We start from the raw sequence: 24341 nt of genomic DNA, 5'->3' as shown, positions 1-24341 counted from the left end.
TGAGCGAATCGGCTGTGTCCCACCAGTTGCGGGCGTTGCGGGCGATGCGATTGGTACGTTATCGCAAGGTGGGGAGACAGGTTTTTTATAGTTTACTCGATCGCCATGTTTTGGAACTTTATAATGCCGTGGCGGAACACTTAGATGAAGCCGATTAAGCTTTTGGGAATCGGGAATGGGGAATGGGGAATTGGGAATCGGGAATTGGGAATCGGGAATTGGGAATCGGGAATCGGGAATGGGGAATCGGGAATGGGGAATCGGGAATTGGGAATCGGGAATGGGGGAATCGGGAATGGGGGAATCGGGAATTGGCCATTGGTGTCAACTTAAGCTGTCAGCCCGCCAAGTTCGTTGGTCATCCCGCGAGTCCGACAGGGGTTGAAACCCCTGTCTAATAGAAGACAGTCCTCTCAAAGAGGACTAATGAGTTGAAAATTCTTCTCTTCAGTCCTCTTTAGAGCGTTCCACGGGCGCCGCACGCCCGTTATGGGTAAAAGAAACTGTCAAGCGATCACCAAAAGTTGTGAGCGATCGGATATATTATCCCTGTGTCCCGATAGTCAGACCGACAAGTCAATGGTGCTTAGAAGAGCCTGATTTAGATCGAGCTGCTAATGCCTTCCGTATTTATGTTAAAGCCCCGACTTTTTTAAGAAGTCAGGGCTCTCGGTATTATGTTTTTGAGGTTTGCTTAACTATTTAGTAAAGTACCCACAGACAATATTCCATACTACCTCATACTACATACCTGTTGATATAAAATTCAAAGTACACACCTAAAAAAAACTGTTTGAAACTAACTTTTATTCTGCACTATCCTGGGGTATAATTAGTCTGGGACACACGTATTGCCCACCATCCGTATCTCTACAAGGTCGCCTCGAATAATTCGACGTAAACAACTCAACTTCGTGATTAACCGTGGACTTAGCAGTCACAGGACTGGGCAGTGCTTTAGAAGCTGGACTTAGCTCCATTAGAGTTATAATTGCCAGTATTGTTGATGAAATCAAAACAGTAGGTTTCATTTCTTTGTTTTTTCCTCTTTTAAGCTTTGACGTGCCATTCCTATCCATATATCCTCATCCAATTCTTGAGAATCCGCATACTTAAGACAAATTTTCCACAAAGGTTGAGCTTCTTTCGTCTTTTGCATCCCTTCTAGAACTTGTGCTTTTAAACAGTAAGTAGCCGCTCTTTCGCTATCTATCTTGCTCGCTGCATCCAGATGTTGCAGCGCTTCTGGATATCGAGCCTGTTTCAAGCGAGCCCAACCCAAATTTTTGAGCAAAGAATATTTGACTTGATCGTCCTTAGCTAATTTTAAACCTTGCAAAAGCAAATGAACAGCAGCAGGATAGTTTTTATCGTGAAGAATATATAACCGCGCTAGGTTACTGTAAGCAGCAGGCAAACCCAATTTAGCAGCTTCGCGATATTTTCCTCGCGCACATCCCAAATCCTGTACCTCTTCGCAAAGCCATCCTAAATTATAAAGAGCAGTTCTGTTTTTGGGATCTAAAGACAGGGCTAATTGATAGGATTCTTGAGTATCAGCCAATCGATCCGCCTTATAGTTTTCAAATCCTCTATTATTAAAAAGGGATGCGAGTTCCGGCAACCCTATTTGCCAGCCACCAAACCCTACTGTCAGCATTAAGAGCAAAGCAGCCCACTTAGAGTTATGATGCTTTTTAGGTGGCTGTTTTATAGCATTAGAAATGTTAGCTAATGGTTTTGTGTTTAGCATATTTTGACTTGAAAGTAGAGAGATATTTAATTTGCCATATGGCGTAATGTTGACACTACGTATATGTATGCGACCATAGATTAATCCTTCATGGGTTCCGAGGGACTATCAGGAGAGTTGCAGAAAATCAATCACTAGACTTGGCTATGAACGAGAGATACCAAGGCTTTTAGACTTAATTCCTTCTTACTTCCCCCCTTGGGGGGGGGCTGGGGGGGGGGTGACTTCTTCCTTATTCCTTCTTACTTCCCCCCTTGGGAGTGACTTCTTCCTTATTCCTTCTTACTTCCCCCCTTGGGGGGGCTGGGGGGGGTGACTTATTCCTTCTTCCTTCCCCCATTGAGGGGCTCCCAGGGGTGACTTATTCCTTATGCCTTCTTACTTCCCCCCTTGGGGGGGGCTGGGGGGGGTGACTTCTTCCTTATTCCTTCGGTGATCATTAAAACTGCTTCATCGCGCGTTCCATATCCCGCTTGTCGTCGCGTTTCTTCATATCTTCCCGCTTGTCAAACAGTTTTTTGCCTTTCCCCAAACCGATATCAAGTTTTACCCATCCGCCTTTCAAATACATTTTTAACGGTACTAAAGTCAAACCTTTTTCTTCCACTTTACCAATTAATTTACGGATTTCCTGCTTGTGCATCAGCAGTTTGCGGGTGCGACGCGGTTCGTGATTAAAATAGTTGCTAGCACTTCTCCAAGGGGAAATATGAACGTTAATCAGCCACAGTTCACCATTGCGGACTAAAGCATATCCATCCCGCAAATTAGCTTTACCTTCCCGAATTGATTTGACTTCGGTTCCCTTCAACTCGATTCCCACTTGATATGTATCTATAATTTCATAGAGATGCCGCGCTTGTCGGTTATCACTAAGAATTTTGTATCCTGGACTTTTTTCGCTCATTGTTATCTTCCCTTTATCTCCCTTAAAATTATTATAACTCTAGCTTCTCTGTAGAGAAAACAGAAGCTTGACAAAACTTAAATTACAAGTCTAGGCATTACCAATTTTGCTGAGCTAAGATGTCACTAACGTGAATGTCAAGCGGTATCATGCAGCGCACCAAGATTCCTGATTCTGGTATCCCAGATTCTGTCAGTCCCCATCCTGCGGTTAATTTGGTTTTGCTAGCTCCTTCTGTGCTCGCACTCACTTGGTTTTTAGCCAACATCTCGGCTGTTAAGTGGCTGTTATCCTCGTTGGTCGAGATACCAACTCTCTACAAGATACTAATTGGTTTATTGATTGTAGCATTAGTCGTGCGATCGATTGGGAGTTCCGGACGATCGCACCCATCAATGCCAAAATTTGTTTTGAGGCGCTATCCCCTGCTGCTGATGTTGGGGGCCGGCATTTGCTCGATCGCACTTCAGTCCATAATTGATATCAAACAACTCACCGTACTGCTGTTTATCCTAGGAACCTACGGATTGTACGGCTTGTTCTGTGAACCCTACTTTTGGCAAAAAAACTTGCCAGTTGCAGGCTTATTGGCTTGTATTTTACCATTCAACAGTCAGTTAAATAGCGGTTTGGGTTTACCAGCGCGAGTGCTCACGGCTCAGGTAGTAGAACAATTGCTTTCTGCTTTGCAAATCGGAGCTATTTCTTCCTACGATATCATCGTTTTAGAAAATGGCATCGCCCACGTTGACGTACCTTGTAGCGGCATTAAAACCTTATTTGTTGGGACACTTTTTTTATTGGCTGCGACCTGGATCGAAAGTCGCAAATTAGGCTTAAAATGGCTGGCATTATGCGCCACTAACTTCTTAATGTTAGTTTCTGCTAATGCGGCGCGAGTTGCAGTGCTAGTGCTAGTTGCCCAAGTTTTCAAACAGCCAATGTATGCTGAAATTCTGCACGTACCTTTGGGGATTGTGGGATTAATTTCTGCTTGTTTTTTCACTTGGCTGATGTTGCAAAAAATCCCTAAATTTCCAGAATTACAACCAAGTAACCTTGCCACAAAAGACAACTCAGAAATATTCATAAATCAGCCTTTGGCTAAACTCGGAGTAATTGGAATAGTCGGGGTTTTGGCGATTATCGCTCAATCATATCATGTGGAAAGTGCAAAAGTGGCGATCGCGCCCCTGAACATCCCACCACAAATTGTATCAGAGTCGATCGCACTCAACCCCAGCGAACAAGAATTCTTTGGTAATTACCCCGAAACAAAGACAGGAAAAATCAGATTTGTCTCAGGCAATTTGCGTGGTTCTATGCTCACAGTCGCTAGCACATCTTGGCAAACTTATCACGCACCAGAGTTATGTTTTATCGTGAGTGGTATTCCAGTCGATCGCCTCGAAAGAAAACAGCTAACATCTACTATATTAGCGCGCTGGCTGTCTCTCAAAAACAACCAACTATCCGCCACCTACTGGCTCCAATCCACCCAAGGAACAACAGATAATTTCTTGTCACGTATCAGCAGCGATATTCGTCATAAAAATCAAACTTGGGTGCTAGTTTCAATTCTATTTGATAATCTTGTGAACCCCGAAAGTTCTGAAATACAAGACTTCGTTACCTCTATCCATAATGCAGTCAATCTTAGCTTAAAAGGATGAAAAAATGAAAAGATTCAAACTGGCACTTAATATAATCTTTCAGTCAATATTCTGGCTGTGGAATCTCACATTTCTATCAATTGTTTATTTGGGGATTTTACCCTATGTGGGAATACCATTAATTCAAGCCACCATTGATGGAATTATCCCCCTGGAATTTGCCTTAACCCTAACAGCAATGGTCGCAGTACCTACAGTATCTACCATAATCGGAGCCAGGTATTTGAGGAAGCAACCATTGCAGCTAATGCGCCTGTTTTACGGAGTTGAAGCACCGCTATTTTTGCTCTGCTTAATCCGCTTATTCCTGCTGCGGCAACTTACTCCAGCCAGTTCTCAAATCATCGCTACTATAGCCTTATGTATAGGAGCATTTTTAGTTGAAATCCTGTACGGATATCTGGGGAAAACAGAAAATACTGAATCTGAATTAGTCTGGAAAAAATTCCATGAAAAGCAGTTTTTCTTAACTAGCTTAATTGGACATAAAAACAGTGCATCTATTCAATTAGCATTTCATAGTTTAATGCTGGTGGTTGGTACTTGGGCTGCCACGTTGCTAATGTTTTACGCTTTACCTGTCGCCATTGTGACCATCGTGGGATTTTTGAGTTTTGCTTGGGTGCAACCACTTATAGAATCTTTGAAATACAGTTCATTATCTATAATTTGGTGGCTGCCATTCTCCTTAATTATGTTTGGGTTTACCTCCAGTTTATTCGTGGTAATGCCTTCACTTTACGGCTTTCTTTATATCCAATCTGGGCGCAAAATATTTCGCAGTTTTGCTTCCCAGTATGGAAAAAGTCAGGCGATTATCGGAAGCTTAGGAGTCATCGCAGCTTGGATAGCTATTTTTGCAACTTTGCAGCAACAGCCACAAATTCAAGCACTGAAAATGCTGGCGAATCCACCGAAAGATGAGAGCAGCAGACAGACTTTGTTAGCGAAATCTGATATAGTGCGATCGGGCTTAGTCAACGCTTATTTGTATCCTTACCGCTACCTCAGCACAGTGGAAGAAAATAACCACATTTATGAGATGTACAAAAACACTTTAAATTTGAATAAAGGTGCGGCTCAGGCTGTCCAGAACAGCTATAATTTTCTAATGTCTCCCTTTTTGTATCAAGGCTCTGAGGCAGATGTGAAGAAAGCCGAAAAACTCTACGGTGAATTCTTTGATACCGAATTGCAAAAAGGTGATGCCGAAGCAGTCAAACACGCCGTACAATCCACCTCAAATCGGGAAGAAGCTAAAGCAGGTTTGCTGAATGTCAATCAAGAAAAAGTATGGTTGCAATCCCAAGAAGTAACAGTGAAAGAACATGGTGATTGGGCTGATATTCAACTCTACGAAGTTTACAAAAATCAAACACCCAACTTGCAAGAAGTATTTTACTACTTTTCGCTGCCAGAAAGCGCCGCAGTAACAGGAATTTGGCTTGGTGATACTGGGGATTTGAAAAAACGTTTTCCATTTACTGTATCGCCACGAGGTGCCGCTCAGCAAGTCTACAATCAGCAGGTGAGAGAAAATGTCGATCCGGCTTTGCTAGAACAAATTGGTCCGAAACAATATCGCTTGCGGGCTTTTCCCATCCCTGCTAAACGAGAATTTAGACAAACTGACGGGCCCACGGAAATGCACCTGTGGCTAACTTACAAAGTCATGCGACAAGCACAAGGTTGGGCTATGCCGAATTTAGCTGAAAAACGCAACATTTTTTGGGACAAAAAGACTCGTCGCACTATGGCGGGGAAACAGGTAAACTACAATGCAAAAGAGGCAAAAGAAATTTGGCTTCCAGCATTTTTGCCCGCAGTTGCACCGCCAGAAATTATACCACACCTAGCGAACTTACCGGAAAAAAATACTATTTTTGCTCAGCCACTGATTGATGTAAATTACTTTTTGCCACAGGTAAAAAAATTAGCCTTGGTGCTGGATACTTCTCGCAGTATGGCGACGGAAACTAAAGAACTCAAGGATAATTTTGAGTGGTTGAAAAAGAATATTTTAGCCACAAATAATGTGGATTTATATGTGTCGAGTGCGCCCGGTATGTCCCCGAAGTTGGTAGAAAATTTACGCAGTTTTAATGTAGAAAAGTTAACGTTTTATGGTTCGATTCAATTGAAGGATATTTTGCAACAGTTTGCTCAGTTGCGTGGCGATCGCACTTATGATAGTGTATTCTTGGTGAGCGATCGCCATAGTTACGAATTATCAGACGATCGCAAAAACGCAATTTCCATGCCCTCACCGCTGTGGACAGTGCATTTGGGAGGTTTACCACCGGGTTATGACGACGCTACTTTAAAGGTGATTCAAGATAGCGGTGGCGGGGTTGCTACTGATATTAAAGAGGCGATGCAGCGAGTAGCGACGACAGCAGCATCTGGCAAGTCTGTAATTAGTGTTGTTGATGGCTATGCTTGGAGTTATGCCAAAAAGCCGAAATCGGACAAGACTCTGCAATCTGCGGCTGCTACAGAATTAAAAAATGACAAAAATCAAGGTTTTAAACCTATAGCAGCGCGACAATTAATTACGGCACTTAGCAAACAGAAAACTTCCAATCAATTGACTCAATTGGATGCGATGCACTCCCTGGCAAAAACCTTTAATGTAGTGACACCTTATTCTTCCATGATTGTGTTAGTGAATGATGACCAAAGAGAGCAGCTAAAACAAGCAGAAGCGAAAACAGATCGATTTGAACGCAAGGTAGAATCCGGTAAAGAAGAGTTGACTAAACCGAGCAATCCTTTGAATGTTTCGGGGGTTCCTGAACCGGCGGAATGGCTGCTTTTGGGGTTTGGCGCGATCGGGCTTTTGGCGATTTTATACCGTCAATGGCGATCGAAAATAGTATAAACTACGCACGATCCCAGAAACCGGGTTTTTCACCTAATTTAGAGTGTGTAACCAACTATTTCGTAAAACACCCGGTTTCTTTGTCGGAGTGCGTAAATCCTGTAATTACTGAAACTATTGCTATTGTGGCATTTTCTTACTTCCCTCTTCTATAGTGAGTCTAAATAAGTCCTAAAACTCTCTTCTCTTTCCGTTCTTCGCGTTCTTCGCGCCTTCGCGGTTCGTTATATAACTAATTGATTTCTACAAAAACGCGATCGCCCTCAATCTTAATCGGATACGATTCGAGAGAATCCGCAGGTGCATTCAAACATTTACCGCTATCCAACCTGTACTGATATTTATGAAACGGACAAGTAATGATACCGCCACTTACCTTACCCATGTCGATGGGATATTCCAAATGAGTGCAAGCATTGCGGTAACAAGTGACATTCATGCCTTGACGGTTTAAAATCAGTGAAATCTCCTCAACTTTTACTCGTAAAATATCCGATTCGGGAATCTGATTGAGCGCTGTTATTTCTACCCACATATGATTTTTTGATTTAAATAAATTATGACAGAGATCTTGCACCATTCTCAATTAGCTGTAGGGGCGGGTTCACCAAAGGCCTTTCGGGTTGCAAACAGGTTAAATAAACCCGCCCTCCCTCACCAAAAATCCCCTTATTGACATTGCTGCAAGATCTCAGTTATGACGGACTGATTTGCTGCTTCAGCATCAGGATAAGTTCCAGGTTGCAAATGTAGCTCAGCTATGAGATAATATATCAAAAATTTCTATTTATGAAAATCAAAATCTTGACGGGACTCCTGACAGGGCTAGTTGTTGCTGCTAGCACAGTAGCGCTGTTTAGTCAACCCAGCCGTGCGGGAAATAATAGCTTTTTTTGCGCTACTCTCAACAGACAGCCTGTCACCTTCGCTCGAAACTCGCGGGGGAGTGTACCCCTTGTCCGCTGGACTTCTAACAGCTATTTTCCGCCGCCGTGGACTGCTCAAAGACGCTGCCAAGAGGTAGGTCGAAGATTTCAGCGAAACTACGACAACGGTACTCTCAAATATATTAACACTGGGACTCTGAACGGAGAACCGGTGGTATGTGCTGCTGTTAACAAAGACGATGCTTGTACGAATAGGACTTTGCTATTCACTCTCAAGCGGGGGAGTGATGCTGACGCTACTTTGCAAAGATTGATGGATCGTCGCGGGTTGGCTTCTGGATATGTACTATCTGAAACTGGGCCTGGTTCTGTTGATGTGGAGAGGTATCTGGAAGACACACCGGTTGAGGAAAATGTTTCTCCTATGTCTCCCTAGGTGACTATTCATTATGGGCGATCGATCGCCATAGGGCGTGTTTTGAAACCCGGAGATCCCCCCTAGCCCCCCTTAAGAAGGGGGGGACAAGAGAGCATTCAAAGTCCCCCTTCTTAAGGGGGATTTAGGGGGATCGAAGCTTGGATACAAACGAGAGAAACCCAAGAAAACTCAAAGTCCCCCTTCTTAAGGGGGATTTAGGGGGATCAAACCTTGGATACAAACCATAGAAACCCAAGAAAACTCAAAGTCCCCCTTCTTAAGGGGGATTTAGGGGGATCTAAACTTCGACTCCAACGATAAAATCCAAGAAAACTCAAAGTCCCCCTTCTTAAGGGGGATTTAGGGGATCGAAGCTTGGATACAAACGAGAGAAACACAGGACAACTCAAAGTCCCCCTTCTTAAGGGGGATTTAGGGGGATCGAAGCTTGGATACAAACCATAGAAACCCAAGAAAACTCAAAGTCCCCCTTCTTAAGGGGGATTTAGGGGGATCGAGCCTTCGATACAAACCATAGAAACCCAAGAAAACTCAAAGTCCCCCTTCTTAAGGGGGATTTAGGGGGATCAAACCTTCGATACAAACGAGATTTCCGAAGGTACAAATTAAATTAAATTCAACTCATCTCTTCCATTCACCAATAAAATCAATGAACTTCTCTAACAAAATTCCCATCGCCTTAATCGGTACAGTTGCAACTATTGTCATCGCCCAACCAGCCACATTTGCCGCAATATCTGCTGATGAAGTCGGCAAAATCGCTAAATCAATTACAGTCCTGATAGACAGTAAAAATCCCGGTTCTGGAATTATTATTAAGCGAAATGGCAACACTTACACGGTGCTCACAGCCCGTCACGTTTTCAAAGATGCTCAAGCTAAATATGAGATTGTCACCCCTGATGATAAGCGGTATTTGCTCAATTATAGCAGTGTGAAAAAACTGCCAAATATTGACTTAGCAGTTGTCGAGTTTACCAGCACTCAAACTTACAGCGTGGCTAAGATTGGCAACTCAGATTTGGCGACAGAAGGGAAAGCTGCTTATGTGGCAGGTTTTCCGAAGACTTCAGCGGCGATTAATACTTCGATTTACAATTTCACGGATGGGCGGATTACTGCTAATGCTTCTCGACCTTTAGAAGATGGTTATGCGTTGGTTTATAGTAACAATACGCTGCCGGGAATGAGCGGTGGGCCGGTGTTGAATGAGAATGGCGAGGTGGTGGGAATTCACGGGAGGGCGGATACGAGGGCGGCGGAATCTAGCAGTATTAATCAGAATATTCAAATTGCTAAGACTGGTTTTAATCTGGGGATTCCGATTAATACGAGTTTGAGATTGTTGGCTTCGTCTCAAGTGGATTTAGGGGTGAAGGTTCCGAGTGCACCTGTGGCGACTGGGCCGAAAGCTGATGATTTCTTTATTCAGGGTATGGAAAAATTAAATAAAGGAGATTATCAGAATGCTATACAAGATTTCAATCAAGCAATTCAGCTTAATCCTAATTATGCCGATGCCTACATAGGTCGGGGAACAACCCTAAATGTTTTGGGAAATAAGCAGGGTGCTCTTGATGATTATAACCAAGCTTTGCGAATCAATCCCAATATTATTAGTGCTTATGTTGGTAGGGCAATGATACGGATTGATAAAGATAAGCAGGGTGCAATAGATGATTTGAATCGAGCTGTGGGAATTAATCCTAATGATGCTGATTCCTACAACAACCGAGGAATTGCTCGCTCTTTCTTAAAAGATAGGCAGGGAGCAATCAAAGATTATACGCAAGCCCTGAGCATTGAGCCCAGCCGTTTTGATTTTTACTTTAACCGGGGCGTTGCCCGCAAAGATTCGGGAGATCACAAGGGTGGGCTTGCAGATTTCAGTCAAGCTTTGCGAATTAATCCTAACTTTGCCCCAGCATATAAAGCTCGCGGGTTCGCACGCTATAAACTGGGAGATAAACAGGGTGCAATTCAAGACTTACAAAAAGCCTCAGATTTATTTATGGAGCAAGGAAATATAGATCAATACCAAGATACACTAAAAATAATTAGGATATTTAGGATATTTTAATATTATCAGGTAGAATCAATGAACTTCTCTAACAAACTTCCAGTCACGTTAATTGGTGCAGTTGCAACTATTTTCATCGCACAGCCGCTAGCAGTTTTTGCCATATCTCGCGAAGAAGTGGACAAAATTGCTGAATCAATCACAGTGTTAATTGACAGTAAAAATCCTGGTTCCGGTGTAATTGTCAAGCGGGAAGGCAACGTTTATACGGTGCTGACAGCCCGTCACGTTTTCAAAGAACCTGAAGCTAAATATGAGATTGTCACCCCTGACGAGAAGCGTTATTTGGTCACTTACAGCAGTATCAAAAAAATGCCAAATGTTGACTTGGCTGTTGTGCAGTTTACCAGCAGTCAAAATTATACTGTGGCTAAGATTGGCAACTCAGATTTGTCAATCAGAGGGAAACAGGTTTATGTGGCTGGTTTCCCGAAGACTTCAGCAGCAATTAAGCGCTCGATTTACCAATTTGAGAAAGGGGAAGTCACTGCTAATGCTTCTCGACCTTTAGAAGATGGTTATGCCTTAGTTTATAGTAACAATACGCTGCCGGGAATGAGCGGAGGGCCGGTGTTAAATGAGAGTGGAGAGGTGGTGGGAATTCACGGCAGAGGAGAAACTACGATTGTTAAATCTGATATTGACCCGACGATTGCCGTACTTAAAACTGGCCGAAATCTGGGGATTCCAATTAATACAAGTTTGAGATTTTTGGCATCAGCTCAAGTGGATTTAGGGGCGAAGGTTCCGAGTGCGTCAGTGGCGACTGGCCCGAAAGCTGATGATTTCTTTATTCAGGGTGGGGAAAAGTATCAGAAAGAAGATTATCAGGGTGCTATAGCAGCTTACGAGCGAGCAATTAAACTTAATCCTAATTATGCCCTTGCCTACAATAGTCGGGGGGCTGCCCGTTATAAATTAGGTGACAAGCAAGGTGCGATTGATGATTATAGCCAAGCTTTGCGAATAAATCCTAACTTAGCTTCTACCTACAGCAACCGGGCGGCCGCTCGTGGAGAGTTAGGAGACAAAGAAGGTACGATCTCAGATTTCAATCGAGCTTTGCAAATTAATCCTAACTTTGCTGATGCTTACTTAAACCGGGGGATGTTTCGTTTTGCTCGATTACAAGACTACCAAGGTGCGATCGCTGATTATAGCCAAGCTTTGCGAATTAACCCTAACTATGCTAATGCCTACTTCTTGCGAGGAAATGCCCGTTCTGACTCAGAAGCTTACCAAGCTGCAATTGAGGACTATCAGAAAGCAGCCGACTTATTTCAGCAACAAGGAGATAAAGGTCTGTATCAATATACTCTAAAGATGATTCAAGTAGCTAGAAATTCTGAAAAAAACGCGCCAAATCGACCAATCTCTAACAACATACTCAGTATTTATTACTCATTAATACCCGGTAAATCCTCTGTACTTCCCTCCGATGGAAGTCTGTACGAGCTACATACTTTTGAAGGAAGAGCAGGTCAATCAGTTACAATTAACGCAGAAAGCCGTAATTTTGATATTTCTGTGGCACTCTTTAGCGCGGATGGAAAAAAGCTAGCAGAAAATGACGACATCAGCCGATCGAATTCCAATTCATCCCTCACCGTCACCTTAGCTACTAGCGGCCTCTATGTCGTGAGAGTCAATGCTAATAAAAAAGGTGAACAAGGTCAGTACACTTTGACAGTCCGCTAGTATTAAATTACCTACAGACTTTTATAATGACTCAACAGCCCAGAATACCCGATTTAGAGACAAGACAACAAAATGTTGCTAGGATGCGAGAATCTTGTCGCCTGCTTGATGCTTGGACGCTAAAATTAGATGAAGTGCTGGCAATGTTAGAAGCTGATAACCGCCGTCAGCGACAAGAACGTTTAGATGGTAAATATAGGCGAGTACCAGAAAAAGTAGCCGAATCCTAAATAATTGCCCAAACCTTTTGACTACAATATCTGTTGCTCATTTGATGGCAAAATAAGGATTAACTATCATTATCTAATTTCAGGGGAGGAATTTGATCGGCAGTTAAAGTAATTACTTTGCCATCTTGCCAAATGCTAATTGATTCCCCTAATTTCCGGTGTTTTTCTATAGCTTTAGCAATAGCAATTTTAACCCCAGCATCAATTTTTTGATGGAGTTCTGTTAGAGTAATTTGCGGTTTACGATCCAAGGGTGATTTGGTTCCAGATTGGGGGTTCATAAATAATGACCTCTTGATTGTTACCGGATGCTGCCACTAATTGAGGTTGACTTTTAGTATTATTATACACCATCCAATTATCGCATAAAGGTAAATACAAATCTATTAAGTTTTTCCGTCCCCGTTCGTAGCGACGGCGGATAGTATCTTCTGGGATATTGTGGCCCCCACTTTCTACCCGTCGGCGTACCCGCGCAATGGCTAATTCAGGACTTTGTAACCAAAAATAAATTAAGTTGATTTGATAACCTTTAGTTTTACACTCTCGCAAAAATCGGGCAAAATTTCGAGCAGCTAGAGTAGTTTCAAAAGCAAAATCAGCTTCAGCCTTGACTAAAGTTGATAGTCTTTCTAACATTAATCGTCCCGCTTGAATAGCTACAGATTCAGGGTTAAAAGGAGAAAGACCCGCCGCTATTTCATCGGCGTTGACATATTCAAAAACTTCTAGGAAGTAAGGTAAAATTTCCCTAGCGGCGGTGGTTTTCCCAGAACCGTTAGCACCGCCAATAATGTATAAATTAGGCATTTAATAATTATTAGTTTCTCAAATATTCTGTAGTTTGCGCGTCCAATCTCCTATCCCCTTATAGCAAAATTCCCAATCTGCCAAATCAATTTCCCACAAATTACTAACCTTTGATTCTAGATTGACGATAAAAACTTCATCTTCAGAAAGTCGCTGGTTAAAAGTGAGATAATCCATCCCATATTTAGCTTGATACTGAGCATTTCTGTGTCGAAGTTCAGCAACTTTTGCGGTAATCTGCTCGATGGTATAGCGTTGGATTGCCAAATCCATAGCCGCCTGCAAATCACCCAAAGCACTCAACACTTCAACATATTCGTCTTTGATTGATACTGTCACCATAATCTGACAACTGCCTCAATAAATTTATTTGCTGTCTTGAACTTCCAGCGACTTAATCATTTTCTCAACAACCGGCAAAAACTGATCATACTTCCCCGCTTCCGCCTCATAGGTTATCAAATAAGCCTTGTCATTTTTCATTGTCCAAACATTCAATTTTTTAAACTCTTCATTCCCTTCTTTTGTTGTATAAACAACTCTATACCCGTTTTTCCCAGCCAGAGTAGATTCTTCCTCTTTATCTATCTTAGCATTTTTATCTAAATGCAGGATTTCTTGTTTAGATAACTTGGTATATTCATCAAGGGTTTTATTATTCGTCGTAGGTTCGACTGTCACAATCAACCGTTCTTGAAATTTATCGCCCTCGTTTTCTTTAGGTGAAATAAATTGAACCACCTCTTTGGTAACGGCGTTAGACTCTTCTTGTTTAGTCCAATTATCGGGATATTTGATTTTAATACCTTGGGCTGTATTGTCATAACTTGCCAGATTATCAGCAGCCTCCAATCCCAGAATTATTCTAATTTCTGGTGTCAGAAATCCTGCTACACCAAATATAGCAGCCAAACCAACCCCAAGCAAACCAATTATATGATCTCGCGTCCAGTTACTCATTAATGTCAATAAGTTAGGAGATGATATTACAGTAGTAGATGTTGAAATTCTCCTCAAATTATTGAGAGCTTGCAACACCTCTGCGGCTGACTGGTAGCGATCGCGAAAATGATACCGCACCATTTTGTTTAAGATATTAGCAAAGCCGTCGCTAACTTGAGCCCGATCGCGCCAAACAATTTCACCATTAGCATCCTTTGGTAACTCGTGAGGAAGTATCCCCGTCAGCCATTCAATCCCAGTCATTCCCACAGCATAGATATCGCTGCCAAAGTTAGGATGTCCGTTATTTTGTTCTGCTGGCATATAGCCATTTGTGCCGATGCCAATAGTCGGCGGATTTGACCCTGTGGTGTTAACTATGTGAGTGCTAATTCGTTTAACAGCCCCAAAGTCAATTAAGAATATTTTGCGATCGGAATTGCGCCTCATTAAATTAGAAGGTTTAATATCCCGGTGGATGACTTTGTGCTGCTGAACAAACACCAATATTTCTACTATCTCCTGCAAAATAGCCATAACTTCCGACTCGCTAAGCCGCTGGCCAGGGGTAATTTCTTTACTTAAATCTCTCCCCTCAATCAACTCTTGAACTAAATAAAATTCCTGATTTTCCTCAAAATGATCCAAAAGTTCAGGAATCTGAGGATGAGTTCCGAGATTGTGGAGAGTGTCTGTTTCTGTTGTAAATAAACGTCTAGCTATCTCTAGAGTTTGCGGATCGGTAAACTGCGGCTTGAGTTGCTTGACGACACACCGAAGATTACCCGATCGCCTTTTATCTTCAGCCAGGTACGTCTGACCGAAACCACCGCCTCCCAAGTGTTTGATAATGTGGTAGCGTCCTGCGAGTATTGGTCCTTGCATAAGATTTATGTTGGGTAGCAGTAATGTGGGGGCTGAACTATTGATAGTTTAGTTTAGTTTGGGAAACCTGTCATGTATAACAGCTAGCTTCAGACTATCTCGATTTTGTCGAGTATTAGGGATGAATCTGACTCAAAATCACCCGCAACCGATCGTAATCATCCTTCAACAAAACACTCAAACTCCTCCCCGCTTCCACCAACCAAGATCGATCGCGCTTTCGCAACTGATAAACCTCCCGAATCGCCGCCGCCGTCAGCGCCTCCACCGGCGCATTAGCCACCCCCAGCAGCGTCCTCAAAAAATCCAACTGAGCACTAAAATCAATCACCTCATCCGGTTCGCACCGATACACTGCCTGGTGAATTTGCGGCGGCCGTGGCGGAATATACTGATAAATAGTTCCCCGTTGTGGTGCATAACCGTTCAAGCTTTCACCAGCCGTTTCAAAACCCACAATTGCCGATCGAAACTCGGTCTTTAACATCGCAAAAATCTGCGGTTGTTCCTCCCGCAACTCTTGCAACGACATCCCCAAGGCCCGTGCTCTGTGCACCGTGTCGATCGGGCTAGTTGTCGCATGATAAACTATTGCTATCACCAGATTTCCCGACTGTTCGTCCGTCGCTTTCACCCAACTCCCGAAAGGTGGCATCGGTGGAAAACTCAAGTCTTCTGGATCTAAACATTGGGCTAAAAATTCTGTAGTTGTGGTTTCAATAATTTCGCCAATATGGTCGTTGAGACGCTCTTTCTCTGGAAATTGGGGGAGGTTTATACGCATCTTGGGAATTGGGAATTGGGAATTGGGGATTGGGGATTGGGGATTGGGAATTGGGAATTGGCAGTACCCTGAGCGTAGTCGAAGGGTCGAAGGGTTATTGATTATTTGTTATTTGTTGGGTGGGGGCGGGTTTATTGAGATTGTTGATACTTCTTATATATTGTTGGTGAACCCGCCCCTACGAAAATTCATCAGGAAATAATTTGACTATTTGGTTCGGCCTGCGGTAGCATCCACAAGTTCTAATTGTGACAGCCGAAATGAAATCAGTTTGTCCCAATTGCCACCTTCAAATAGTACCGCGACTTTCCCGTCGGTGACTCGCTGGACAAGTCCTTGAAAGCCGTAGTAAATCTCGGTGGTATCTTTAACTCGAACTGCTGAACCTGGAAAAATCATATTTTTTTGAATGTTGTGTTTGCTGTTTATAGCTTACCGTTTTTTGGCGATCGAGTTTGGAGACGGCAGTGCCCATTGGTGTCAACTTAAGCTGTCAGCTCGCCAAGCCCGTCTGTGGGCCCGCGAGTCCGCCAGGGAATGAATTCCCTGTCTAATAGCGAAAGTCCTCTTAAGAGGACTAATGAGTTCTTCAGTCCTCTTGAGAGGACTTTCGCTTTGAGACAGGGGTTTCAACCCCTGTCGGACTGTGGAATGAACGTTAAGTTGACACCAATAGGTATTGCCGTCTCCTGATTTAAGCTAAGGCTGCTACAGAAACTTTACCCGCAATCCTACCCGCGATCGCCCGCAACTCCCTCGCCGAAGCAGAACCCGGTTGTCCCACCACAATTGGTACACCGGAATCCCCACCTTCCCGCAACGGAATTTCCAGCGGAATCCGCCCTAACAGCGGCACTCCCAACTCCTCCGCCGTCCTTTCCCCGCCACCAGAACCGAAAATATCATATTGCTTATCCGGCATATCCGGCGGCACGAAATAGCTCATATTTTCCACAATTCCCAACACCGACACTCCTAACTGCTGGAACATCTTCAACCCTTTGCGGGAATCCAACAGCGAGACAGTCTGCGGCGTAGTCACAATCACCACACCGGCCATTGGTACCGCTTGGGCCATCGTTAACTGCGCGTCTCCAGTACCCGGAGGCATATCCACAATCAGATAGTCCAAATCGCCCCAATTCACTTGGTAGAGAAACTGCCGAATGATCCCATTCAACATCGGGCCTCGCCAAATTACAGGCTGGTCTTTCTCAATTAAAAAGGCCATCGACACCAATTTGACGCCGTAATTGAAGGCTGGTTGAAGGGTTTCGCCACTTTTTCCCTCTTGAACCATGACTTTTGCATCACCGAGTCCCAACATGGTCGGGTCGTTGGGTCCATAGATATCGGCATCTAGCAAACCGACTTTAGCACCGGTTTGAGCCAGGGCTACTGCCACGTTTACCGCCACTGTACTTTTGCCGACGCCACCTTTGCCGCTGGAAATTGCGATAATATTTTTAACGCCTTCTATGCCTTGGCGATCGACCATTCCCTTCTGTTGCGGTGTTTCTGCTGTCACCTCCACAGTCACTGTTTCGACACCGGGCAACTGTTTGACCGCTCTTTTGCAATCATCCACAATGAATTCTCGCAGCGGACAAGCTGGCGTTGTTAGCACCAAGGTGAAGCTGACGACTCCGCCGTCGATTTGGATGTTGCGGATCATGTTCAATTCCACCAAACTCTTTTGGAGTTCGGGGTCTTGGACTGGTCGCAGGATTTCTAAAACTGAACTAACATCAAGTGTATTGGGCATTATGTTCTCCACCATAGCTCTGCAATTGGGTCTGTAATTTGCGATCGATCTTTAAGTATATTTTTATTGCCATTTTTTAATGTAACTTCATAGATATCTTTTTCAGACTTGGGGTGGCATAATTACAGGACGACAGGATTTGGGAACTATCGTACATCTCAAACTCACATCCGATCGCTAAGAATTTCTACGACTGAAAGCAATTTGGTCAAAATCCCCGAATTGATCCGTGGTGGCAATTCTTCAATCTAAAATCTAAAATCTAAAATCTAAAATCGGATGACAGTTTCTACAACTCTTAAAACAGCGACTTCCCCGTTTTTGCCACCCACTGACTCCAGAGCTAGAGTCAGTGAATTTATGAAGACCATACAAGATGAAATTTGTCAAGGCCTAGAACAACTAGATGGCAGTGGCAAATTTAAACAGGATTCTTGGGAACGTTCCGAAGGCGGCGGTGGACGTTCTCGCGTCATGCGCGAAGGGGATGTGTTTGAACAAGGCGGAGTGAATTTTTCCCAAGTTTGGGGCGAAAGTTTGCCTGCTTTGATTTTGACCAAGCACCCAGAAGCGGCGGGTCACGATTTTTATGCTACTGGTATTTCGATAGTGCTGCACCCCCGCAATCCCTATTTGCCGACGGTTCACCTGAATTACCGCTATTTTGAAGCTGGGCCGATTTGGTGGTTTGGCGGTGGTATCGATTTGACTCCTTATTACCCGTTTGCTGAAGATGCTACTCATTTTCACAACACTCTGAAAGCGGCTTGCGATAAGCACCATCCCGGATATTATCCGGCTTTTAAACTCTGGTGCGATGAATATTTCTATCTCCCCCACCGCCAAGAAACTCGCGGTGTCGGTGGCATCTTTTTTGACTACCAAAATGGTAAAGGCCCCCTTTACCGCGACCAGAATGTCAAAGGGAAGGCTGCGGCCTATAGCAACGAAATCGGCAAGCCCGAAGATCGGAGTTGGGAGTCGGTGTTTGCCTTTGTCCAGGACTGCGGTAGGGCATTTTTGCCGGCCTATGTCCCAATTATTGAAAAACGTCGCTCGACACCCTACGGCGAACGGGAGCGCAATTTCCAGCTATACCGTCGCGGTCGCTATGTCGAATTTAACTTAGTGTACGATCGCGGCACGACCTTTGGTTTGCAGACAAATGGACGCACTGAATCGATTCTGATGTCCCTACCGCCTTTGGTACGCTGGGAATACTGTTTTGAGCCAGAAGCCAACTCTCCAGAAGCCGAACTGTACTCCAAATTCTTAAAACCACAAGATTGGGCAAATTAGATGCCTCTGTAGTTACCGACCTGAGTTAAACTACTGGGAAAGTAACCACCGCGATAGATAATAATTTTGAGGGAAGGGTCAGTGATTCATATTGATCAAAAAACCCACACGCTTCAAGACGGTACAACAGTTATCGTCTTAGCACCGACAGGACGGCTGGACATCACAACAGCTTGGCAATTCCGCCTCAAGTTGCAAGAGTGTATTTCCAAACTCAGCCGCCATGTTGTAGTGAATCTTGGTCAGGTTAACTTTATTGATAGTTCTGGCCTGACCTCACTTGTAGCTGGTATGAGGGATGCGGATAAAGTCAAGGGGAGTTTTCGGATTTGCAATGTTCATCCAGAAGCCAAACTGGTGTTTGAAGTCACCATGATGGATTCTGTGTTTGAAATTTTTGAGACTGAAGAAGAAGCTTTGGAGGGGGTGCCTCGCGCTAGTTGAGGACATATTGCATCGGTTGCGATGTAAGCAAATCTGAAGATTGAGAGTCCCATACTCCCAGGAACACAGCAAGGGAAGAACAGGCTGAAGGTAAATTTTTGCCTTCTGTCCTAGATAACTAAATCTTTCTTCCTTGTTCTTGAATTTCCACCCATCCCCCCACCCCCCTCCCCCCTTGGGTGGGGCACTAGGGGGGTGGGGGGTGACTTCTTCCTTCAGACCAATATCTCAGAAGCGAAATCCTGACGCTTGACAAATCTAAAAGGGCCCATTAGAGCTCCCCAAATAGCCTTGCCTGTTTTGGGGTCTATTCCCTTGTCATAGCTGAGAAATTCTGTGGCGGCGGCTTCAAATCCCAAGTCTACTTGGTAATTTTGCCCTCCGTAGGCAAAGCAGCATGGAGTACCCACGGGCAAAGATGCCCGAAACCGATAACGGTTGGGGCCTAAATTTTGCACCGCAACTGAAAGGGTACAGCCTGGAAGGAGTTGGATTTCCTCCCGATTTACTTTTCCTAGTAAGTCTGGGTTGCGACCAGCTCCTTTGATGGCTTCAATATCCTTGAACATATAATACTGAGCTTCTAGCAGTCCTGGCGCTGTCTGTGATTGCCTCAGTTGCACGATGCGGGGACGGTATGGTTTGTCTAATTCCAGAATGTTGGCTTGTTCTGCAAACAGGGCAATGCTGGGTTCTGAAAATAGAGCAACGGGTACTGGTCTTTGCCAAAAACGAAGATGCACGTACCATACCGGCTCGGCAAGTGCTTGTTCCCGATTGTCAAAATCGCCAGCCATGTATGTGGCTAAAGCGATTAATTCTGGAGAGAGTGTCATGGATTCTAGATTTGAGATTGGGGATTGAGGATTTGGTCGCGCAGGTGAATCTCGCGGTTGGGGATCGCATTCCTTGATGGCGATCGCCATCGTAATATTAGACCTTTTAGCTTGACATTAAGACTTGATTGTGCAATCCCAAAGCAAATTTCAACTAATCAGAATATTAAGTTTGTTAACGATTCCAGCTAAGATATAATTGTACAAAAGCCCCTAAGAAAATTAGGAAAATATGTAAGTCAGCGCCTGTAGTTGATTTATCCGGTCAGGTTTTGGCTTCGGTAGTGGCGATACCGATGTAAAAAAAATGGCACTTTTTGTCAGCCCGATCGCACGCAGTTCCAATCCCCGACTTTACTCATGCCGCTGAGCACGCTGGCTACGGCAAAATTATTATTAAGACTCAGGTGAACAAGAACCGTACTGTTTCAGATACTAAGCGAAGTTTCTATACGATTCACACTCGGCCGATCAATTCTATTTACCGTCGAGTGGTAGAAGAGTTGATGGTAGAAATGCACTTGCTTTCGGCAAATGCCGATTTTCACTACGACTCAATCTATGCTTTGGGTGTAGTGACAGCATTTAATAGATTCATGTTGGGATACGTCCCAGAACAAGACCAGGACTCAATTTTTAACGGTTTGTGCAAAGCTGTAGAGGACGATCCCGATCGCTATAAGCAGGATGCTCACAGACTTGAAAGCTTAGCCCAAAGACTTTCGGGTAGTGAGTTGCTTTCGTGGCTAGCTCGCTCGACCAGTTTTGAGGATACAGGAGATTTGCAAGGGTCTTTAGAGGCGATCGCCAATAACCCTCAATTTAAGTACAGTCGCTTATTCGCGATCGGCTTATTCTCCATGTTAGAAAAAGCTGACCCCAACTTGGTCAAAGACCAAGCAACCCTCAACGATACACTCAAAAAAGTCTGTGGGGGGTTGCATTTACCCGAAGACAAAGTTAGCAAAGATTTGGACTTGTACCGCAGCAACTTGGAAAAAATGGCTCAAGCACGAATCGTGCTCGAAGATGTAATCCAAGCAGAACGGAAAAAACGGGAAAAACGCGATCTAGCCAATCAAACCAGTCCTAACCCATCCCTAGACTCAACTGAAAGCACAAATTAACGATTTTTGCAATAGAAATAGCCTTTTTGAGACAGACAGGCTAGAATTTAGATATCCGACTTTTTCAAGAGGTCGGATATTTTGATATTAGAACTAATTTAGCTAAGGTTGTTGCTCAAAATTAGTAGCATTCGCCTGCAACAAATTGCTTAAGCTGGAGATAACTTCATTTCCAGAAGACTGCTTAGCAAAAGCTGTCGGGTTGACAGGTTCTGGTCTGTCCAAGTTACGGGCGATCGCTGCGTTGACTTCTTTGGAAATCAATTCATGAAGTTGCTCTTTAGCCCTAGCCCTTTGAAAGTGAGCTCCTTCTTCAGTCGTAGCATAAAGAGGCGGCAATCTATTTAAAGCATAAGCCGCAATATCTCCCACATCAAGAGTCTGGTCGCTACTGGCCTCAATTTCAGCAACCCTGGCGATCGCATCACTAAGCACCAACTCTTCCATCACATTGATGAACTGTTTGCGAGGAAGAACCACAACTTCCCCAGTTAATAAAGCTCCCATCAAACGATCGAGAGCCATATACTCTTCGATCGACAATTCGGAAGCCGTATTGCAAATTCGTCCTACTTCAGCTTCCATAGACGGCGTTAAATAGCCATCCTGCAAAGCTTGTTCAACAATTTTTTCAATACTCATATATGCTTCCCGCTCAACGGCATCATCAATAAAGTTTTGTGAAGACGCGATTACTGCGTCTGGAGATTGGAATTTGGAGCCGGTCGTTGAGAATTTTTCTAAAAATTCTAACTTAACACTTATAACTTAACTTACAAGTGCGATCGGCACGCCCCAGCCACAAACTTACCCCATAATGACTGGTAAATTCATCAAAGTCTGGAAAAATTATTACTCAATTCCCTGAAGTCGCCAAGGTACCGGATCGATCGACTGCCCGTTTACATACAGTCCCCAGTGCAGGTGAGGACCTGTGGAAGCCCCCGTGGAACCCAAAGCGCCAATTACTTGACCAGGCTTCACGAAATCGCCTTCCTGGACATCAATGCGACTCAGGTGCATCAAAATACTGGCCAACCCTTGACCGTGGTCAATACCAACTACATTGCCATGGATTTTGAACCCTTGAGATTCGCGTCCTACCAGAGAAACCCGACCAGCAGCCGGTGCGATGACAGGAGAACCATAAGCACCAGCATAATCAACACCACGATGGTAGTAATCCTGGGCAAACACCCCATTATAGTATCGGCGCACCCCGTAAACAGTAGTAATTTCGCCAGCATTGGGGCGCAACAGAGGGCCATTCCAAAACTTTTGAGTTGTCACCAGTGCTTTAAAGGCATCTACGCGATCGAATTCGGCATCAGTACCTTCACTGTCTTTCCCTGGTGGTAGCGTGATAGATTGAGTCGGAAAATTGCGATCGCGCACTTGCACGCTCAAGTTTTGCACCTTTCCGTCACCAGTGACTTTGATTTGGCGCGCACCAGCTTTTTCTAGTGGCGTCGTCGGTAGCAGAGCCCGAAAGCGGTTATTCCCCATCGGAAAAGCTGGGTAGTTTTTCTGCTGTAGAGAAACCGTTGGAGTTTCCCCAGGGCTACCATCTACCTGAATCAAGACTGACAAAGTGTCTCCTAATTCGGGATTTGGCGGACTCACCTGAACCTGCAAAGCTTGCACCGGCAAGACAAAACTCAGAATGCTAGCAACAATTGGGCCACTCAAACTCGCTCTTTTCATAATTCTTCTCAACATATAGTAATCCTCGGATCATTTGTGAATTTCTTACTCCCGGACCTTAATCAGGGGATGGTTGGGGTAGGGTAAAAAATTTACTACTCATTAAAGTACAAAATAATTTGGCAAAATAGAGAAAATCACCCAATATTCCCCAAACCCATGAATCACACCTCTGACAACAACTCCCCGTTAGACGATTTCATGCAATCCCTCGGCCTTGATACCCATCAACCAAACAACATCGAACATTCTCACAACAACTTACACGACAGCAGCCAACTCCACAACCTCAACCACCCAGCAACATCAGACATCACCCACAACAATTGGACAGATAATTGCCACAATATCCACCAGCAATATCCCCAAAGCGACTGGACTCACAGCAACGATATTCACCACGCAGATAATCAGTGGCAAAATCCAGAACACGGATTCGCAAGCGGAATATCAGCAACTCCCAGCGATTGGACTGATACTTCGCACAATTTCCACCAGCAAAATCACCAAAGCGACTGGACTCACAGCCACGACATTCACCCCACAGACACTCACCAGCACAATTCCGAAACCGGATTTGCATCAGCAACAAATCATCACGACACCCACACAAATGCAGCGCCCCATGTCGTCAATTCCTCCTATTCTAATTCAGGAGACGGCCCATTCATTCACATAGACCGCAGCGGCGACGTGCACCTACACAAACTCGACGGAACCACACAAATAGTAGGTCACGTACACGGGCGAGATTTCTACAACTCAGCCAGCGAACATATCGGATATCTTAGTAAAAACGGACACATTTGTCGGTGGGCCGATGACACATCCGTAGGACGAGTAGAATCAGGACACATTTATCGAGAAAATGGCAAAGAAGTCGGTAGAGCCGATACCGATTTAGAAGGTGCAGCCCATATGCTATTTGCAGTTCGCGGCGGCACTTACTAATCTTTGTATTCAAGTAGTTTGCGGTAGTTACAAAATATTTCAACAATTGGAATCGGAACAATATCTTTTGTAGTAAGGACTTAAGTCCTTTCTAACTGGCTAACTGGTAACTGGTTAACTGGTTCCCAGGCTCTGCCTGGGAATCCATATCTAGAGGCTCTGCCGAATCTCCAGAAACCGGGTTTTTCGCAAAATCTATGGAGAAAACCGTAAATCTCAAAAAAACCCGGTTTCTTCAACCCTACC

Annotated in this window: 26 protein-coding genes; 12 read left to right on the top strand and 14 right to left on the bottom strand. The window is 44.1% G+C overall.

Annotated features, from left to right (window positions below; genetic code table 11):
* Positions 1-158: ArsR family transcriptional regulator (locus AAFP11_RS16825; RefSeq protein ID WP_341738107.1), on the top strand; the 158-nt coding region annotated here is incomplete at its 5' end.
* 17 nt (positions 159-175) lie between these two features.
* Positions 176-385 (top strand): hypothetical protein, encoded by a 210-nt coding sequence (locus AAFP11_RS16820; RefSeq protein ID WP_341738104.1) that lies wholly within the window; start codon positions 176-178, stop codon positions 383-385.
* Between the two features lie 421 nt (positions 386-806).
* Here the strand turns inward: AAFP11_RS16820 and AAFP11_RS16815 are convergent, their stop codons facing one another.
* From AAFP11_RS16815 to smpB, 3 genes are all read right to left on the bottom strand, one after another.
* Complete coding sequence (locus tag AAFP11_RS16815; RefSeq protein WP_341738106.1) at positions 807-980, bottom strand: Osc7112_2153 family protein; 174 nt, start codon at positions 978-980, stop codon at positions 807-809.
* 47 nt (positions 981-1027) lie between these two features.
* The gene (locus AAFP11_RS16810) at positions 1028-1753 is read right to left on the bottom strand and encodes a tetratricopeptide repeat protein (RefSeq protein ID WP_340526302.1); all 726 of its coding nucleotides are present in this window, start codon (positions 1751-1753) and stop codon (positions 1028-1030) included.
* Between the two features lie 439 nt (positions 1754-2192).
* The gene (gene smpB / locus AAFP11_RS16805; RefSeq protein ID WP_340524203.1) at positions 2193-2660 is read right to left on the bottom strand and encodes an SsrA-binding protein SmpB; all 468 of its coding nucleotides are present in this window, start codon (positions 2658-2660) and stop codon (positions 2193-2195) included.
* Between the two features lie 149 nt (positions 2661-2809).
* Between smpB and xrtO the strand changes: the two genes are divergently transcribed.
* Positions 2810-4333, top strand: a complete 1524-nt coding sequence (xrtO, locus tag AAFP11_RS16800; protein WP_341738103.1) for an exosortase O — start codon at positions 2810-2812, stop codon at positions 4331-4333.
* 4 nt (positions 4334-4337) lie between these two features.
* The gene (locus tag AAFP11_RS16795; protein WP_341738102.1) at positions 4338-7214 is read left to right on the top strand and encodes a TIGR02921 family PEP-CTERM protein; all 2877 of its coding nucleotides are present in this window, start codon (positions 4338-4340) and stop codon (positions 7212-7214) included.
* A gap of 232 nt (positions 7215-7446) precedes the next feature.
* Here the strand turns inward: AAFP11_RS16795 and AAFP11_RS16790 are convergent, their stop codons facing one another.
* Complete coding sequence (locus tag AAFP11_RS16790; RefSeq protein ID WP_341738101.1) at positions 7447-7749, bottom strand: Rieske (2Fe-2S) protein; 303 nt, start codon at positions 7747-7749, stop codon at positions 7447-7449.
* A gap of 254 nt (positions 7750-8003) precedes the next feature.
* On the opposite strand from AAFP11_RS16790, the gene AAFP11_RS16785 reads away from it, so the two are divergent.
* From AAFP11_RS16785 to AAFP11_RS16770, 4 genes are all read left to right on the top strand, one after another.
* Positions 8004-8537, top strand: a complete 534-nt coding sequence (locus AAFP11_RS16785) for a COP23 domain-containing protein (protein ID WP_341738100.1) — start codon at positions 8004-8006, stop codon at positions 8535-8537.
* Between the two features lie 652 nt (positions 8538-9189).
* On the top strand, positions 9190-10620 hold the full coding sequence (locus AAFP11_RS16780; protein WP_341738099.1) for a tetratricopeptide repeat-containing serine protease family protein: 1431 nt from the start codon (positions 9190-9192) through the stop codon (positions 10618-10620).
* A gap of 18 nt (positions 10621-10638) precedes the next feature.
* A complete protein-coding gene (locus AAFP11_RS16775) occupies positions 10639-12318 on the top strand; it encodes a tetratricopeptide repeat protein (RefSeq protein ID WP_341738098.1) in 1680 nt (559 codons plus the stop codon).
* 26 nt (positions 12319-12344) lie between these two features.
* Positions 12345-12548 carry a hypothetical protein gene (locus AAFP11_RS16770; RefSeq protein ID WP_096830256.1) on the top strand — a complete coding sequence of 68 codons (204 nt, stop codon included), beginning with the start codon at positions 12345-12347 and terminating at the stop codon, positions 12546-12548.
* Between the two features lie 59 nt (positions 12549-12607).
* On the opposite strand, the gene AAFP11_RS16765 is transcribed toward AAFP11_RS16770, so the two are convergent.
* The 7 genes from AAFP11_RS16765 to AAFP11_RS16735 form a co-directional block, all read right to left on the bottom strand.
* Positions 12608-12799, bottom strand: coding sequence for a hypothetical protein (locus AAFP11_RS16765; protein ID WP_333307758.1), 192 nt, complete (start codon positions 12797-12799; stop codon positions 12608-12610).
* Complete coding sequence (locus AAFP11_RS16760) at positions 12789-13358, bottom strand: zeta toxin family protein (protein ID WP_341738097.1); 570 nt, start codon at positions 13356-13358, stop codon at positions 12789-12791. The genes AAFP11_RS16765 and AAFP11_RS16760 overlap by 11 nt, the downstream gene beginning before the upstream one ends.
* 18 nt (positions 13359-13376) lie before the next feature.
* Entirely contained in the window at positions 13377-13700 is a 324-nt protein-coding gene (locus AAFP11_RS16755) for a hypothetical protein (RefSeq protein WP_341738096.1), read from the bottom strand.
* Positions 13701-13724: 24 nt separating this feature from the next.
* Complete coding sequence (locus AAFP11_RS16750) at positions 13725-15185, bottom strand: protein kinase (RefSeq protein ID WP_341738095.1); 1461 nt, start codon at positions 15183-15185, stop codon at positions 13725-13727.
* A gap of 115 nt (positions 15186-15300) precedes the next feature.
* Positions 15301-15969 (bottom strand): HAS-barrel domain-containing protein, encoded by a 669-nt coding sequence (locus tag AAFP11_RS16745; RefSeq protein ID WP_341738094.1) that lies wholly within the window; start codon positions 15967-15969, stop codon positions 15301-15303.
* Positions 15970-16176: 207 nt separating this feature from the next.
* A complete protein-coding gene (locus tag AAFP11_RS16740) occupies positions 16177-16368 on the bottom strand; it encodes an NAD(P)H dehydrogenase subunit NdhS (protein ID WP_293271046.1) in 192 nt (63 codons plus the stop codon).
* A gap of 295 nt (positions 16369-16663) precedes the next feature.
* Positions 16664-17734, bottom strand: a complete 1071-nt coding sequence (locus AAFP11_RS16735) for an Mrp/NBP35 family ATP-binding protein (protein ID WP_341738093.1) — start codon at positions 17732-17734, stop codon at positions 16664-16666.
* A 279-nt stretch (positions 17735-18013) separates the two neighbouring features.
* Here AAFP11_RS16735 and hemF point away from each other — a divergent pair, with 279 nt between their 5' ends.
* Both hemF and AAFP11_RS16725 read left to right on the top strand, forming a co-directional pair.
* Positions 18014-19033, top strand: a complete 1020-nt coding sequence (hemF, locus tag AAFP11_RS16730) for an oxygen-dependent coproporphyrinogen oxidase (protein ID WP_341738092.1) — start codon at positions 18014-18016, stop codon at positions 19031-19033.
* An 81-nt stretch (positions 19034-19114) separates the two neighbouring features.
* Complete coding sequence (locus tag AAFP11_RS16725; RefSeq protein ID WP_006631392.1) at positions 19115-19477, top strand: STAS domain-containing protein; 363 nt, start codon at positions 19115-19117, stop codon at positions 19475-19477.
* Positions 19478-19692: 215 nt separating this feature from the next.
* On the opposite strand, the gene AAFP11_RS16720 is transcribed toward AAFP11_RS16725, so the two are convergent.
* Positions 19693-20313 (bottom strand): chromophore lyase CpcT/CpeT, encoded by a 621-nt coding sequence (locus tag AAFP11_RS16720; RefSeq protein WP_341738091.1) that lies wholly within the window; start codon positions 20311-20313, stop codon positions 19693-19695.
* 317 nt (positions 20314-20630) lie between these two features.
* On the opposite strand from AAFP11_RS16720, the gene psb29 reads away from it, so the two are divergent.
* Positions 20631-21440 (top strand): photosystem II biogenesis protein Psp29, encoded by an 810-nt coding sequence (psb29, locus tag AAFP11_RS16715; RefSeq protein WP_341738090.1) that lies wholly within the window; start codon positions 20631-20633, stop codon positions 21438-21440.
* 102 nt (positions 21441-21542) lie between these two features.
* On the opposite strand, the gene AAFP11_RS16710 is transcribed toward psb29, so the two are convergent.
* Positions 21543-22082: a late competence development ComFB family protein gene (locus AAFP11_RS16710; protein ID WP_341738089.1), complete on the bottom strand. Its 540-nt coding sequence runs from the start codon at positions 22080-22082 to the stop codon at positions 21543-21545.
* 210 nt (positions 22083-22292) lie between these two features.
* A complete protein-coding gene (locus AAFP11_RS16705; RefSeq protein ID WP_341738088.1) occupies positions 22293-23144 on the bottom strand; it encodes a M23 family metallopeptidase in 852 nt (283 codons plus the stop codon).
* Between the two features lie 159 nt (positions 23145-23303).
* Between AAFP11_RS16705 and AAFP11_RS16700 the strand changes: the two genes are divergently transcribed.
* Positions 23304-24095: a hypothetical protein gene (locus AAFP11_RS16700; protein ID WP_341738087.1), complete on the top strand. Its 792-nt coding sequence runs from the start codon at positions 23304-23306 to the stop codon at positions 24093-24095.
* Positions 24096-24341 lie beyond the last annotated feature (246 nt).

The sequence above is a fragment of the Microcoleus sp. CAWBG640 genome (assembly GCF_020883015.1).
GTDB classification, from domain to species: Bacteria; Cyanobacteriota; Cyanobacteriia; order Cyanobacteriales; family Microcoleaceae; genus Microcoleus; species Microcoleus anatoxicus.
This window is presented reverse-complemented; position numbering and strand designations above follow the sequence as displayed.